The sequence below is a fragment of the Streptomyces minutiscleroticus genome (assembly GCF_014650875.1).
Lineage (GTDB): Bacteria > Actinomycetota > Actinomycetes > Streptomycetales > Streptomycetaceae > Streptomyces > Streptomyces minutiscleroticus.
On record NZ_BMVU01000021.1, the window covers coordinates 109548 to 124492 of the forward strand.

At 74.6% G+C, this 14945-nt stretch carries 11 protein-coding genes; 3 read left to right on the top strand and 8 right to left on the bottom strand.

Annotated features, from left to right (window positions below):
- Positions 1-90 precede the first annotated feature (90 nt).
- The 4 genes from IE271_RS21210 to IE271_RS21225 form a co-directional block, all read right to left on the bottom strand.
- The gene (locus IE271_RS21210; protein WP_190191953.1) at positions 91-1971 is read right to left on the bottom strand and encodes a CocE/NonD family hydrolase; all 1881 of its coding nucleotides are present in this window, start codon (positions 1969-1971) and stop codon (positions 91-93) included.
- 800 nt (positions 1972-2771) lie between these two features.
- Positions 2772-4676 (bottom strand): glycoside hydrolase family 9 protein, encoded by a 1905-nt coding sequence (locus IE271_RS21215; RefSeq protein ID WP_190191954.1) that lies wholly within the window; start codon positions 4674-4676, stop codon positions 2772-2774.
- Positions 4677-4789: 113 nt separating this feature from the next.
- Positions 4790-5659 (bottom strand): SDR family NAD(P)-dependent oxidoreductase, encoded by an 870-nt coding sequence (locus IE271_RS21220; protein WP_190191955.1) that lies wholly within the window; start codon positions 5657-5659, stop codon positions 4790-4792.
- 432 nt (positions 5660-6091) lie between these two features.
- Positions 6092-6673, bottom strand: coding sequence for a TetR/AcrR family transcriptional regulator (locus IE271_RS21225; protein ID WP_190191956.1), 582 nt, complete (start codon positions 6671-6673; stop codon positions 6092-6094).
- Positions 6674-7011: 338 nt separating this feature from the next.
- On the opposite strand from IE271_RS21225, the gene IE271_RS21230 reads away from it, so the two are divergent.
- Positions 7012-7623 carry a flavodoxin family protein gene (locus IE271_RS21230; protein WP_190191957.1) on the top strand — a complete coding sequence of 204 codons (612 nt, stop codon included), beginning with the start codon at positions 7012-7014 and terminating at the stop codon, positions 7621-7623.
- A 260-nt stretch (positions 7624-7883) separates the two neighbouring features.
- On the opposite strand, the gene IE271_RS21235 is transcribed toward IE271_RS21230, so the two are convergent.
- The 4 genes from IE271_RS21235 to IE271_RS21250 all read right to left on the bottom strand — a co-directional run bounded on the left by IE271_RS21235 (position 7884) and on the right by IE271_RS21250 (position 11640).
- The gene (locus IE271_RS21235) at positions 7884-8180 is read right to left on the bottom strand and encodes a type 2 periplasmic-binding domain-containing protein (protein ID WP_190191958.1); all 297 of its coding nucleotides are present in this window, start codon (positions 8178-8180) and stop codon (positions 7884-7886) included.
- A 594-nt stretch (positions 8181-8774) separates the two neighbouring features.
- The gene (locus IE271_RS21240; RefSeq protein ID WP_190191959.1) at positions 8775-9434 is read right to left on the bottom strand and encodes a TetR/AcrR family transcriptional regulator; all 660 of its coding nucleotides are present in this window, start codon (positions 9432-9434) and stop codon (positions 8775-8777) included.
- Positions 9435-9564: 130 nt separating this feature from the next.
- Complete coding sequence (locus tag IE271_RS21245) at positions 9565-10542, bottom strand: SLAC1 family transporter (RefSeq protein WP_190191960.1); 978 nt, start codon at positions 10540-10542, stop codon at positions 9565-9567.
- 276 nt (positions 10543-10818) lie between these two features.
- A complete protein-coding gene (locus IE271_RS21250; protein WP_190191961.1) occupies positions 10819-11640 on the bottom strand; it encodes a helix-turn-helix transcriptional regulator in 822 nt (273 codons plus the stop codon).
- Positions 11641-11767: 127 nt separating this feature from the next.
- On the opposite strand from IE271_RS21250, the gene IE271_RS21255 reads away from it, so the two are divergent.
- Together IE271_RS21255 and IE271_RS21260 are read left to right on the top strand one after the other, a co-directional pair.
- Positions 11768-12814, top strand: a complete 1047-nt coding sequence (locus tag IE271_RS21255; RefSeq protein ID WP_190191962.1) for an NAD(P)-dependent alcohol dehydrogenase — start codon at positions 11768-11770, stop codon at positions 12812-12814.
- An 898-nt stretch (positions 12815-13712) separates the two neighbouring features.
- Entirely contained in the window at positions 13713-14510 is a 798-nt protein-coding gene (locus tag IE271_RS21260; RefSeq protein ID WP_190191963.1) for a hypothetical protein, read from the top strand.
- The last annotated feature ends 435 nt before the right edge of the window (positions 14511-14945 follow it).

The following is a 14945-nucleotide window of genomic DNA, read 5'->3' on the forward strand; positions in this document are numbered from 1 at the left end:
CATGCGGCGGGCCGGCGCCGGCCGGCGTTCCGGGGCGGGCCGGAAGCCGTGGGGCCGACGCCGGCCCGGGGATTCGGTGGTGCGCGAAGGTCAGCGGCGGCCCACGGTGGGCACCGTGAACGTCGCGGGACCGGCCGGCAGGTCCACCGTGTACTGGCGCAGGTAGGTGTCCAGGAACGGCGAGCGGTCGCCGGCGGTGGGGACGTCGTCGGCCGGGCCGTCCAGGGCCAGCTTCAGCTGCGCGCCCTTGACCTGGATGGTCTCGCCGGAGGGCGTGTCACGCCACGAGCCGGTCTGGATGGAGCCGATCTCCACGGCCAGGACGTGCCCGGCCTCGAGGGTCCAGTCGGTCGCCTTCAGGTCCACCGACAGCCGGCCCGACTCCAGCAGGGAGACCTGCTCGTCGAACATGACGGCCCTGCCGTCCGGGGCGACGTCGTACAGCTTGAGCATGATGTTGCCCTCTCCCTCGGCGTTCAGGGAGATCCGCGGCGTGCCGGTGACGCGCACGTCCTTCTTCAGCGGCTCGGACCACACGAAGAAGCTGGACGTGACCTCGCCGGCCTTCTGGCGCCTGGCCTGCTTCTCGGCCAGGCCCTTCGGGGCGGTCCGGTCGGTCCTGGGCGCGTTCTCCATGTCCCACCGGCCGGACGGCGACGGCCGGTCCGCCGTCTGCGGGGCCGCCGTCCCGTCCGCCCCGGTCAGGGCCGCGTTCGCGGAGGCGCCGCCGTCGTCGATGTACGAGCCGCCGCCGAGCCGCAGGGTCGCGGACCTCTCCACGACCGGCCACGTCTTCTGGGCGCGCCAGGCGCCGGTGTTGTCCTCGACGGAGTAGGCCGGGTAGCGGACCTTCGGCTCGATGCCCTTCAGGTACTGGTCGTAGAAGGAGAGCGTCTCCTCGTACCAGCCCTCGCGGCCCATGGACAGGCGTCCGTCGGGGGCGCGGTCGCCGCCGCGCACGTGCTCCCACTGGCCGAGCCAGCCGCGCTCGACGCCCTTGTGGTTGTCGAGGTACTCCTCCATCTCCTCGGGCTTGGTGTTGTTCTCGATGAAGCCCTGGGTGACGAAGAGCGGGGTGTCCGTGCCCTTGGCCGTCCTCGCCAGGTCGCGGGAGGTCCAGTGCTCGTCCCACTGGTCGGCGATGCGGTACCCGGCGGAGTTCTCCGTGAGGCACTCCGGGTGGCTCTCCTCGTACCGGGAGTTGGCCAGGTAGTGCGCGTCGTCGTCCGCCATCTGACCGAGCGTGGCGATGCCGTTGTAGGCGCCCGCGGTGCCGGTGACGTTCGGGCGGGGCACACCGTTGGAGTAGATGTACTGGTACATGTCCCACACGGGCTCCTGGGCGACGACCGCCTTGAGCGCGCGTTGGTCCAGGTTGTTGCCTATCAGGCCCGTGACGGCGTCGTACGACTTGCCGTACATGCCCACCGCGCCCGTGGACCACGGCTGCTTCGCGGCCCAGTCGATCGCGGCCTTGACGTCGGCCTGCTCGCCGGGGCCGCCCCAGTCGAGGCAGCCGGTGGAGCCGCCGAAGCCGCGCAGGTCCACCATGACGAAGGCGTAGCCGTTGGCGAAGACGTCGGCGCCCTCGATGAAGTCGTTGAAGCGGGCGGAGGGCCCGGTGTGCGTGAAGCCCTCGTCGTCCGTCTGCCCGGAGTGCCCGAAGTAGGGGCCGACGGACAGGATGACGGGGACCTTCTGGTTCTTGCGCAGTCCCTCGGGCAGCAGGACGTCGGCGTGCAGTTCCGTGCCGGAGCGGTCCGAGGACGGGAAGTAGTGCTGCGTCCAGACCGAGCCCTCGGGGACGCGGTCGTTCTCCTCGTGCGTGACGGGGTCGGTCGCGGTGGCGACCGGCCCCGCCTCGGTCCGCGTCGTGGCGGCGGCGCCGGACGCCGCGGCGGCGGGACCGGTCAGCGCGAAGGCGGTGACGAGTGCCGAAGCGGCCCAGGCAGCCGTGTGACGTCTTTTCACATGCTCCTCCCGGAGTCGTGGGGGTGCGGGGTGGTGCAGGTGTACCGGTCGGGCAGCGGCCCCCGGCCCGCCGTCGGGGGACGGCGGCGGCGGTCGTACGCGCGGGCACCGCGTCGCGGACGCGGACCGGACGGGAGCCGACGACGGCCGATCCTATGATCATCCTTAGAATCCGTCATCGCCTCTGCGTGTCCTTCGTGTTACCGGTCCGTGCGGCGTCCGGACGAGGACCGTGGCGGACGACGCCGCCGGGCGGCGGAGCACGAGGGCCGCACATGAGGGCAAGCCGAATAATCCGGACAGCCACGTCCCGTGACCACCGTGACCGCGGGGCGTCCGCGCGTCCCGGCCCCCGTGGCGGCGGCCGACGACCCGAGGGGCATCCGCGTGCCGGTGCACGACCGGGACGGCGTTCCGGTCACCCACGGCCTCCCCCGGTCCGGCCGCCGCTTCGGGGCGTGCCGCACGGCCGCCGAAGACCCGGCCCGCGTGATCGGGGAACGCGTCGGCCGGCCACCGGGCCCCGCGCGGGCGGTACACCGCCGGAACCAGGATGCGGGACCGGAAACCTGCCGGTGTCCGGCAGTCTTCCGGTCCCGCATCCCTCCGTGGTGCTCCCCTGACGGCATGATGCCCGGCCGGCGTCCGCCCGCGCAGTGCCGGTGTCCGGCAGTGTTCACGCGGTCTGCGTGCCGGTGGGCCGCCACGGGTCTGCGTGCCGGTGGGCCGCCACGGGGCCGGCCGCCGCACCGCGTTCCTCCCCCGTCTCCCGCGGAAGGGGCGCCTGCACCGCCGGGGGCTCAGGACCGCGCCGCGACGAGGGACAGGGCGAGGAGGGCCGTGGAGGTGAAGTCGTCCGCCGGCTCCACCGTCTGCCAGGCGCCGACCTCGTCGACGTAGCCGGCGCCGCGGCCGTCGAAGTCGGCCCACGCGTGGCCCTCGGGCGCGGCGGAACAGGGCCGCACGGCGTCGGAGGGGGACGGCTTCCGCAGGCGGTCCGCCCTGTTCGGCCCGTTGACGACGGCCCCCCGCAGGATGTCGCCCTTCCCGGTGCGGCTCATGGCCAGATTGGCGACCTGGTGCTCCAGGCAGTGCGGATACCGCTCGCCCGCGCCGACGACGAAGCCGGTGCCCCAGGCGTTGGAGCCGAACACCCAGGCCCGCTGCCGGGCGGCGAAGGCGTCGTAGCGGTGGTCGCCGGTCGCGCGCGCGTACAGCTCGGCTGTCGCCACCAGGCCGAACGCGTGCGGTACGGCGTCGAAGTCGGTGAGGACGACCCCCGCCCGGAAGGGATCGCCCGCGGCCCTCTTCCCGCCCTGCTCCAACTGCCGCCCGAGGTCGGCCTCCAGGACCTCCGACACCTCCTCTCCCGCATCGGCCGAGGACAGCAGGTCGGCGTGGGCCAGGGCGCTGACGTCCGCGAGGCCCAGCGTGCCGCGCGCGCCGGACCGGACGTACGCGCGGGCCCAGCCGGCCGCCTCCCGCTCCCAGCGCGCCCGCCGGCCGTCGTCCAGCACGTCCGCCGCGCGGGCCAGCTCCACGGCGGCCCACTCCATGTCGTCCTGCCAGGCGTCCTCCTGGTAGAAGGACCCGGGCACGGTCGTGACCAGCGCTCCGCGCGGCCGGGTGTCGGCCTTCGCGTACACGGCGGCCGCCTTGGCGAGCCACCGTCCGGCCGCGGACGGGTCGTCCTCGGCCTCGGTCTGCGCGGCGAGGGCGAAGGCGGCGGCCACGCGGCCCGCGAGGTTCGGGCTGACGGGGTCGCCCGGTTCGTTGGCGCGGAAGACGGGCCGGTACTTGACGAAGTAGTCGGGGTCGCCCGGCTCCACCGTGAGGGCGTCGTCCTCCTCGGGCAGCCTCCACACGTCGTGATCGGAGCGGATGCGGTCGTTGCCGGCGCCGAGGCCGACCTGGGAGTACAGCACACCGTCCGTCCCGTCCCACATCTTGTCCAGCCAGCGCAGACCATGGCGGGCCTCCTCCGGCAGCCCGGGCACGGCGGGCGCGTCGCGGACGGCGGTCAGCATCTGCGCCACCGCGTACGACGCCGTGCCGGTGAACTTGAGGAAGTCACCGGCGTCGAACCAGCCTCCCGAGACGTCGACCGGACCCGCCACCTCGGTCAGCCCGGTGTCGGTCGTCCGCCCGGTCGCGGAGTCGTAGTGCGGTGAGGCGTAGACGACGGCCCGTTCGTCGGTGAGGTGCGAGGCCTCGCGGCCCGTCGCCTCCGGGAGCACGTCCTCGCCGTCCCGCTGGGTGCGGAAGAAGTGGACGCCGTCCTCCAGCAGGGGCCGCGTCACCTGCCGGGCCGAACCCACGCGGAAGCGGACCGGCCGCGACCGCCCGGCGTCCTGACCGGTCAGCCGCAGCCGGTAGGTGCCGGCGCGGGTGAGCGCGGACAGGTCGACGGTGCGTACGGTGTCGTAGGCGCTGTTCCACTTGCCGGTCGACGGGCCCAGCTCGCCGCGCAGGGCCGTGCGCCCGTCCTCGTCCACCACCGTGAAGCCCGCGCCGTCCAGCGCGCCGCCGTCGCCCATGACGTAGGCGTACTTCTTCTCGTCCGCCAGGTATCCGGCCTGGTTGACCCGTACGGCGGCCGCCACGGGGGCCTCCTCGGCGGAGCATGCGACGAGACATCCTGCGGCCAGTGCCGAGGCGACCACGAGCGACGCCGTCGACGCGTGCCGGGAGAAGAAGCGGTCCATGGCGCACAGTTTCGCGCATGCCGCGCCATTCCCCCGATTCGGGGCCGTCGGGACGGTGTGACGGTGCGACGGTGCGCTTCGGCCGGGCGCGGTACGGGCGGCCGGACGGGCCGTCAGCCCGCGGCGTGCCCGATGGGGTCGAGCTGCGCGGCGGTCGCCCCGTCGGCGGTGGTGGACTCGCTGAGCTCCCGCAGGCGTTCGTCCTGGGCGAGCTGCTCGCGGGCCGCCGCGGTCGCGTACTTGTAGGCGTCGCTTCCCACCAGCAGGCGCAGGGGCGGCTCGTCCATGGCCACGACGTCCAGGAGCAGCCGGGCCACCTTGGCCGGGTCGCTGGCCGCCGTCAGGCCCGCACCGTGCATCTCCGCCGTCACTCCGACGGTCGGCGCGTACGCGGGCCGCACGGTGTCGATGCGCATGGACGAACCGGCCCATTCGGTCGCCATCCCGCCCGGTTCGAGGACGGTGACCTTGATGCCCAGCGGTGCGACCTCCTTGGCGAGCACCGAGGAGAAGCCGCTGACGGCCCACTTGGCGGACTGGTAGGCGGCCAGCCCCGGGGTGGCGAGCCTGCCGCCCACGGACGACACCTGGACGATGCGGCCCGAACCCTGTTCGCGCATCACCGGCAGCGCGGCCCGCGTCAGCCGGACGACGCCGAAGAGGTTGGTCTCCACCTGGGCGCGGAAGTCGTCGGGGGCGACGTCCTCGATCGAGGCGATGTTGGCGTACCCGGCATTGTTGACCAGCACGTCGAGCCGGCCGAACCGGTCGACCGCCGTCCGTACGGCGCTCTCGGTCTGCGCGGGGTCGGTGACGTCGAGCGGCACGGCCACGAAGCGGTCGCCGTACTCGGCGACGAGGCCGTCGAGCACGTGCGGGGAACGCGCGCCGGCCACGACGGTGTGCCCGGCCCGTGCCGCCGCGCGGACGATCTCGCGACCCAGACCGCGCGAAGCGCCGCTGACGAGGATGACAGAGGACATGGTGAGCTCCCTGAAGGTTGTGCGCGCCGGGCGTCCGGCCCGCCCGGCCGCGGAGGGGCACCGGCCGGCACCGATGGCGCCGGCGGTTCCGCCGAGAGGCCGGAGAGACGGCACACCGTTTCCGGCGCACCGCGAAGTCCAACGGGACCCAACTTAACAAAACCGCGTTCCCTTAACAAGAGAACACGGTTCACTAAACAGTCGGCCATGTATACCCGCCATACGCGGTGACACCGACGGCGAGCGGTTCGCCCACCGTCGCTCCGGGCGCGAATGGACCACCGCCCGTGACGCACGCACGACCTCGCGGCACCGTGCACCACCGGAACCCGGCCTCCCGGCCGCCCTGACACCGGCTCGCCCCCGGCCCTCCCGGTGCCGGCCCGCCACCGGGCCGGCACCGGGTCCGGCACGCCTTCGTCCGGGCGGGCGTCAGGCCCTCAGCGCGTCCAGGGCGATGTCGAGGGAGCGCATCGACGCGGTGCGGTCGCCGGTGGCCTTGCCCCGCAGGGCGCCGCCCTCGAAGGCGTCGATCAGGAAGGCGGCGAGGTCGTGAGCGGGGCGGGAGGAGACGATCTCGCCCGCCTGCTGGCCCTGCTCGATCACGGCGGCGAGAGCACCGGTCCAGCCGTCGAAGCCGTCGAGCACGGCGGACCGCACCTCGTCACCGGTGGTCGGCGTGTCACTGGCCATGGTGACCAGCAGGCACCCGTACTCGACACCGGTCGCGCGGGTGCGCTCGGCCTGCGCCACGAAGTGGGCGCGCAGCCGCTCCGGCGCCGTGCGGTCCCGGTCGCCGACGTCGCCGAGCGCGCTGAAGTCCGTGGCACCGCTGTAGCGGCGCACGATCTCGGCGGCGAGCTCCTGCTTGCTCTTGAAGTGGTTGTAGAAAGACCCCTTCGGCACGCCCGCCGCGGTCGTGATGTCCTGCACGCTGGCGCCGTTGAACCCCTGCCGCCGGAACACGGCCTCCGCGTGCTCGACCAGCTTTCCCTTCACACTCACCCTTGGCATGTGTCCAATATGACCGGCCTGCTTGGCGATGTCAAAGGACACCTCGCCCCGGACGACCGGGCGCGAGGCGCCGGGCCGGCGCGGCACGCACACCCCGAGTCGACGACAGCAGGCGCCGATACGCCAGGGAAAACGCCATGCACTCGTCGCCGCCACCGGACATGCCGTCGCCGTCCGCCGGCGTCCCGCGCCTCACCCGGACCGGGCGGCTTGACTATTTCAAGACGACCGGTCATATTTCTCAATGCCGGGGTGATCCGGTCGGCCGGAGGCGGTGGAGACCGTCCTCGACCGCCTCCCGCCGTACTGTCCTGACCTCTCGAACCACTGGAGATGACATGTCCGAGTCCGCCGCCCCCGCCCCGTCGGTCGCCGTCGCCTTCCACTCCGGCTACGGGCACACCGCGGTCCTCGCCGAGGCCGTCCGGCGCGGAGCGGCCGACGCCGGCGCCGACGTGGCCTTCGTCCCGGTGGACACCATCACCGACGAACAGTGGCAGCGGCTCGACGACGCCGACGCGATCGTCTTCGGCTCGCCCACCTACATGGGCGGCGCGTCCGCCGGGTTCCACACCTTCGCCGAGGCCACCAGCAAGCGCTTCGTGGAGGGCCGCTGGGCGGACAAGCTCGCGGCCGGCTTCACCAACTCCGCCTCCAAGAGCGGCGACAAGTCCAACACCCTCGCCTACTTCGCCGCCCTCGCCGCCCAGCACCGCATGCTGTGGGTCAGCCTCGGCCTCGCCCCCGGCTGGAACTCCACCACCGCTTCCGAGAACGACCTCAACCGCCTCGGCTTCTGGGCCGGCGCCGGCGCCCAGACCCCGATGGACGGCGGCACCGACACCGTCCACCCCGCCGACATCGCCACCGCCGAGCACCTCGGCGCCCGCGTCGCCCGCCAGGCCGCCCTCCTCGCCGCAGGGCGCCACGCCCTGTCCGCCACCGCCTGACGCGGTACCCGGCGCCCCGGCCGCGCGTACGGGACAGCGGCCGGGCCGGGCGGCATGCCCAAGGGGGCCGTCCACCACCACTCCGGCAGCAAGCAGGACCTGGCCGTCGAGGTCGTCGAGCAGTACGCCCGGACCACCGGCCTGTCGTCGCGCGACGGGGACGGCCCCGCCCGGAACGCCTGCGCGGGCGCCTTCCGGGCGCGAGCGAGGTCGTCCTGGAGGTACTGCGCGGGTGACCGCGTGCGCGGCGGGTCCAGGACTCAGGCGTCTCGCCCGTGGCGGTGCGGCGCGCGGACGACGCCCGCCGGCTCCGCCGACGGCCCCGGCGTGCCCGGCAGCCTCCAGACGTCGCCGTGTGCGAGGGCCGGGTCCCGGGCCGCGGCGCGGCAGGCGGTCACGAAGGCGGCCGCGGTGTCGGACGCCTCGTCGCGCCGTACCACGCTCATCCGGTTGCGCGGACCGCGCAGGGGAACGGACTCCAGGCCCGGCCGGCGGGCGAACCGGAACGACGCCGGGACCGCGGAGACGCCCAGGCCGGCCGCCGCCGGGCCGGGCACCGCGGAGGGGCCGTCGGCACCGCCGTCGACGCGACGCCGGCCTCGGCGGCGGTGCCCAACCGGGCCCGGCAGTGGGCCCGTTCGCGCAGCGGGAAGAGCACGGACTCCTCGGCCGGGGCGGACAGCGGCAGCCGCTCCTCGCGGCCCACGGATGCCTCTGCGACAGGAGGGCGCTGGTGCGCTCCTCCGCCGCCGGCGCCTCGGCCGCGCACTCCGCCGTGCTGTGCGCACGGTCCCGCGCCCGCCCTCCGGTGTCCGTCCGCCGAGGGCCCGCGGTGCCTCCCGCCGCGCCCCGACGGGACGCGGGGACATGCTGTTTCGGCATCGGGCGATGACGAATCCGTCTTGGGCCGGCCGACGGGTCCCCTGTTCGGCTGACGCGGCTGGCCGCCGGGCACGGCATCCAGATCGTCGGCCCTCCGCTGCCGCCCTGACGGAAGGTGTGTGCGCGAACGGGCGCACCGTGCAGGCCGGCCGGTCCCGTGGGGCCGGCCTCCGTCCGTCCGGCCGGGGGTCCGCGCTCCCCCGCTGCGCCGTCGGCTCCCCGCCTCCCTGACGGCGCGAAGTCCCCTTCGGCGCCGGGCCCTCGGCGCCTCAGCCGGCCAGGCCGACGATCAGGGCGCGGGCGGAACCGGTCAGGCGGGGCAGCAGGTCCACCCTCGCATGGGCCAGGCGCGGCTCCTCGGCGTAGAGCCGGGCCAGCGCCTCGGGCGGCGAGGCGATCTGCCACAGGGCGCCGGCGAGCAGGCTGACGGTGCCGACGAGTTCCCGGGCGGCCGCCGTGCCCAGGGCCGGCAGGAAGCGGGCGCAGTCCTCCGCCATGGCCTCCAGGGCCTCCAACGCCGCGAGCTTGTAGGTCAGTACGGCGTCCGCGGACACGTGGCGCTCCAGGTTGAGCGGCGCGTGGGCGAGCAGGTCGCAGAAGAGCGGCCGGTCCACGACCGTACGGGACAGCACGTCCGCCAGCTCGTCGGCGGTGCCGTCCGTCCTGTCGCCCAGCGCCTCCCCCACCGCGGCGGCCCACTGCGTCCAGCCCTCGGCGGTCAGCCGCAGGTAGATGTCCTCACGGGTCTCGACGTAGCGCAGGACCGCCGACTTGTTGATGCCCGCCGCGGCGGCGATGTCCGTCAGCGTCACCGCGCGCACTCCCTTGTCGGCCGCCAGGGTGCGGGCCGCGTCCAGGATCGACGCGAGCCGCAGCTCCTTGTGTTCGGGTCTGCGGGCCCGGCGGACGTCGGGAGGAAGCTTGCTCACGCCGCCGATTTTACAGAACGGCGTGTTCCCGGGGTTCGCCGTGCCGGTGACGGGGTCGCGCCACGGCCTTCGCGGCCGCCGGGTCGTCCCTGGCGCCGCGAAGGCCGTGGCGCGCGTGCGCGCCGGTGCCTCAGCCGTGCTGGAGGCGGTGCCCGGCGAACGGGTGGCGGGGCAGGGGCAGCAGGGCCAGCGAGCGCACGGCCACGGCTCCGACGACGGCCGTGGCGGTGACGAGGACCGCCCAGCCGATGACGGTGTGCGCCGTGGACGGTGTGAGCGACAGGAGCCGGATGCCGTAGGTGGCGCTGGCGGCGGTGGTGAAGGTGAGCGCCCAGAAGCCGGTCACGAACGGGATCCGGGTGTACCGGCGGATGAGGAACAGGTGCGGCAGGAGCAGGGCGGCCATCGCGCCCAGCAGTACCTCGTGCGGGATGCTCTGCTGCGGACCCGCCATCGTCCACCAGGCGTTCCCGGCGACGGCGGGCGGCGCCGAGAAGATCGCCAGGGTGGGGAGCAGCGGCCCGGGGACGTCGGGGCCCGTGGTGAACCGGGTCAGCAGCAGCGACCCGATCAGCAGCCAGAAGACGAGGCCCGCCGCGAACAGGACGCCGGCCGCGCCGCGGTGCCCGACGGCGGCGAGGGACTGCGCGGAGATCAGGGACGCCGCGACCGTGGGCAGGAGGTGACCGCCGTGGAGCGTCGCCGCGTCACGCGGCACGCTGAGGAGTCCCGCGACGAACCACGCGCCGAAGGCGGCGCTGAGGGCGAGCATGACCCATACGAGTCCGGCGCCCACGGCGGGGAAGGGCTCCGCCAGCCGGGCGGCCAGGAGTGATCCGGCGGCGGGGGCGAGGGCCGCGAAGGGCCCGAGGACGGGGTGCCGCAGATCGTCGATCAGGTCTCTGGGGCGGCGGACTCCGGCGGCGTAGCGTACGAGCGTGGCGGCCCACACGCTGGCCGCCGTGAACCAGAGCGCGTCTCCGACGACGGCCGGCGCGCCGAGCGGAGCGGCGGCGGCCGTCCATGTGCCGGCCAGGCCGGAGAGACCGAATCCGATCCCGAGCGTGTTGAGGGGCAGTCGGGTCCTGGCCGGGGTCGTGCCGGTCATGGGAGGCCGTCCTTTCACAGGTTCCGTCCGGGGTCGCGGACGCGCCGTCCCCGGACCGGGGCTTCACTTCGCCGGGAAGGCGAGCAGGGCTTCGTCGCCCTGCTGGTGTGCCGCGTTCCGACGTCCGGAACAATATGACCGGTCGTCTTGAATGTCAACGCGCGGTCCCGGCACGTCCGTCCGCCGGCACGGCCCGACGGGAGTGTTCCCGCCGGGCCGTGCCGACGGGCGGCCCGACGGGAAGCGAGCGGCCGTCGGCGCCCCGGGCGGACCCCCTCAGCCGCGCCGCGTGGCGAGCATCGTGGCGAGCAGGGTCAGGGACCGCTCGTCCGGCGAGCCCGGCCGGGCGTGCAGGACGGTCAGCACCTGACCGTCCTCCAGCGGCATCGCGTGGAAGCGGAGGCTGACCACGCCCACCTCCGGATGCCGGAAGCTCTTCACGCCCGCCGCGGTCGTACGGACGTCGTGGCGGGCCCACAGCTCCCGGAACTCCTGGCTCTGCAGCGACAGTTCGCCGATGAGCTCCTTCAGCTCGGGGTCGTCCCGCTCGGTGCCGATCCGGGCGCGGAAGTTGGCGACCGCGTCCGCCGCCGCCGTGTTCCAGTCCACGTGCGTCTCGTGCGTGTCCGGGTCCAGGAACACCGACCGCAGCAGGTTCGTGCCGGGCGTGTAGCAGGGGGCCAGCTCGCAGGCCAGGGCGTTCGCCCCGACCACGTTCATCCGGCGGCTGGTCACCGTCGCCGGGGTCGTCGTCCAGGCGTCCAGCAGCTCCTGCACCGTGTCCGACACCCTCTCCCGCGTGCGCGGCGCGGTCGGTGTCGGGCGGGCCAGCGCGTACAGGTGCTCCGTCAGCTCCCCGTCCAGGCGCAGCGCGCGGGCCAGCGACTCCAGGACGCTCTCCGACGGACGGTGGCCGCGTCCCTGCTCCAGCCGCACGTAGTAGTCCGCGCTCACGCCGGCCAGGAGGGCCAGCTCCTCCCGCCGCAGGCCCGTCACCCGGCGGCGGGGGTCGCCGGCGGCGTCGCCCAGGCCCACGTCCTCGGGGCGGACGAGGGCGCGGCGGGCCCGGAGGAATTCGGCGAGGGCTGCGTTGTCCATGGCCACAAGGCTATGGTCGGCGGCCTCGTACGAGGGTGGCCCTGCGATTCCCAGTCACCGGCCACCGATGGTGGGGCGGCGCCGCCCGGCCCAGCATGTGGGTGTTCCGAACGAGAGGAGATCCACCATGCGAACGGCGAACGGCTGGGCCGCCCAGGCACCCGGAGCGCCGCTGGAGCCGTGGCGGTTCCAGCGCCGCGACCTGCGGCCCACCGACGTCGCGCTGCGGGTGACGCACGCGGGCGTGTGCTTCACCGACCTGGACCACGTGCGGCCCGGGCCCGGGGAGGAGCGGCCGGAGCTCTTCCCGCTGGTGCCGGGGCACGAGATCGTGGGCGAGGTGGTGGCCGTCGGCAGCGAGGTCACCCGGTTCCGGGCCGGCGACCCGGTCTGCGTGGGCAACATCGTCGACTCGTGCGGCGTGTGCGAGGCCTGCCGCGGCGGGGACCAGCAGTTCTGCGCGGAGTTCCCGACCCTCACCTACGGGGGGCGCGACCGGCACGACGGTTCCCTGACACAAGGTGGGTTCAGCGACGAGTACGTGGCGGACCAGGCGTTCGTCCACCGGCGCCCCGAAGGGCTCGACCCGGCCGGGACCGCGCCGCTGATGTGCGCGGGGATCACCACCTGGGTGCCGCTCAGACGGTGGGAGGTGGGCCCCGGGCAGACGGTGGGCGTCGTCGGCCTCGGCGGGCTCGGGCACGTGGCGGTGAAGCTGGCCAAGGCGCTCGGCGCCGAGGTCGTGGGCTTCACCACCTCACCGGACAAGGCCGAGGACATGCTGGAGCTCGGCGCCGACGACGTGGTGGTGTCGACCGACGCCGAGGCCATGGCCGGGCAGCGGGGGCGGTTCGACCTCATCCTCGACACCGTGCCGCGCACGCACGACCTGTCGCCCTATCTGACGGCGCTCCGGTTCGACCGGACCCTGTGCGCGCTCGGCATGACGCCGGAGATGTCCTTCGCCCCGCAGGCTCTGCTGTTCGGGCGCAAGCGGCTGGCGGGGGCGGGCAGCGGCGGCCTCGCCGACACCCGGGAGATGCTCGACTTCTGCGCCGCCCACGGCCTGACCGCGACCGTCGAGGTCCTGCCCGTCTCCGAGGTGAACACGGCACTGGACCGGCTGGCCGCGGGCGACGTCAAGTACCGGTTCGTCCTCGACCTCACCGCCTGACGTCCGGCGACGAGCCCCTGGCGGCGACCGGCGCGACCGGGCCGCGGGCGGCTCCGGCACCGTGCGGGCCGGGGTGTCCGCCGCCGGCCCGCGGCTCCCGGACGCGTCGGAGCGGGGCGCGGCCGTCGTCCTGCCGCAGGGCACCGGCCAGGGCGTCACGCACGTCCTCGGCGTCGCGCCGGCCGACCGGACCGAGGACGGGGCACGGGTGGCGTCCGCATCGGCGGCGGACCGCCGACGGCCCGTCCCGCCTTGTGCCGCGCTCAGGGGCGGCACCGGTCCCGGTGCCGCCCCTGCCGCACGCGGGAACGCACCGGGTGCGCACTCGCGCACCCCACGGCACCGCATCGGCCCGTGCCCCGGACCCGGTCGGCAACTTCCCCGCACAGCAGGGCAGTAGACCGCTCAGAAGTACCCGTCCGGGCCGTGACCGGCATGTGACCAGCACGACCTTGCCGTACTAGCAGTAACAAGATCACAGTGCATCTGCGGGCCCCGGACGACCGGCGGGGCTCCCTTCCCCTTCCTCCGTACGGCCACGGCCCGTGGCCCCGTATGCCCCAGGAACACGTATGGACTCCTCGCACGACGACCCCCTCCGGCAAGCACGTGAGGACCACGAGGCGCACCTCCGGAACTGCCGGCAGTGCGGTGCGGACGGTGTGCCGTGCCCCGTGGCCAAGCACCTGAGACGCGTGTACAACAACCTCGCCAGGCAGGCGGGCCGCCGCCCGGACGCCGCGGCGCGCTGACCTCGGGCGCCCTGCCCACGGGCCCGGCCGACGCTCGACCGGGCGGGCCCGCCCGCTCCCGAGGACGCCGCCGGGACAGCGGGAGACGGCCGCGGCGGCGACCGCGCGTCACGGGCGCTGTCGGACCCGCGTGCCACACTGCGCCCATGTCCCTCGCCGATCTCACTCTGGCCCGGTGGCGGTCCTTCGGACCGCACACCGTACGTCGCGTCGCCCAGGAGGCGGCGGCCCTGGTGGAGGGCCGTGTGACCCTCGTCGAGACCGTCGAGCACCTCGGCGCCCCGCTGCACCGCGTCCGGATCGAGCGCGACGCCCAGGAGTTCGCCCTGATACCCGGCGGCCCGGTGACGGTCGGCTTCGACCCGGACGCCTGGCAGCCGGCGCCCGGGCAGACCGCCGACTACGCGCAGAGTGCGGAGCAGGGGTACGGCTACGGCCCCGACCTGCGGACCCACCTGGCGTGGACGCTCAGCCCGCGCCGGAGCGCCGAGGTGCCCACGGTGCTCATGGCCGTGCGGGACGAGAACCTGACCGGACCGCCCGCGGGCACGGCGGCCGCCCTCGCGGCCCGCGGGCTGCGGATGCCGACGCCCGAGGAGTGGGAGCACGCCTGCGGGGCCGGCGCCGGCACACTGTTCCACTGGGGCGACCACTGCCCCTTGGACCGCGTCCCCTACGGGGACGCCACCGGTCCGCACACCCGGCCGAACGCCTTCGGTCTGCGCATCGCCTACGACACCTACCGCACGGAGCTGACGAGCGACGTGACCGCGGTCCACGGCGGGGACGGCGGCGAGTCGGTGTGCGGAGGCTACGGCCACCTGCTGGCATGGCTGCCTCTGGCCACCGCCAACCGCAACCCCTCGACGGCCGAGTTCGCGTACGGCTCGGAGGGCGAGGACCTGTACGACACCTTCTCCACCCGTCCTGTCCTCGCACTCTGACGGCACGGCCCGCGTCTTCGCCCGGGAGGAGCCCGCCCGCGGGTCCCCGGCGTCCGTGCCGGCCCGCGTCACCGAGGAGCTCCCCCGCGCAGGCGGGGCCTTCCGGGTCCGGGGCCCGGGTCCGGGGCGGCGCTGACATGCGCGAAGCCCGCCCGGGGGTCCGGGCGGGCTTCGCGGTGGAGCGCCGGGCAGGCCTTGCACCTGCATCTCCCCGCAGGAAGCGGGGCGTCTTTCCTTGGACCACCAACGCCTGGCTCTTGACCGGTCAGTCCCGGCGGCGAGCTCAAGATCGACTCTAGCACGGATGTACGGAGCCTCGTGCCTCCGGCGGTCCGGCAGCACATCCGACGGCCGCGGGCCCGCTCCGGCGACGGCGCCGAGCACGACGCGCGGCGGCCGGACCCCCGGACGACGGTGTACGAGGCGGCGCCGCCG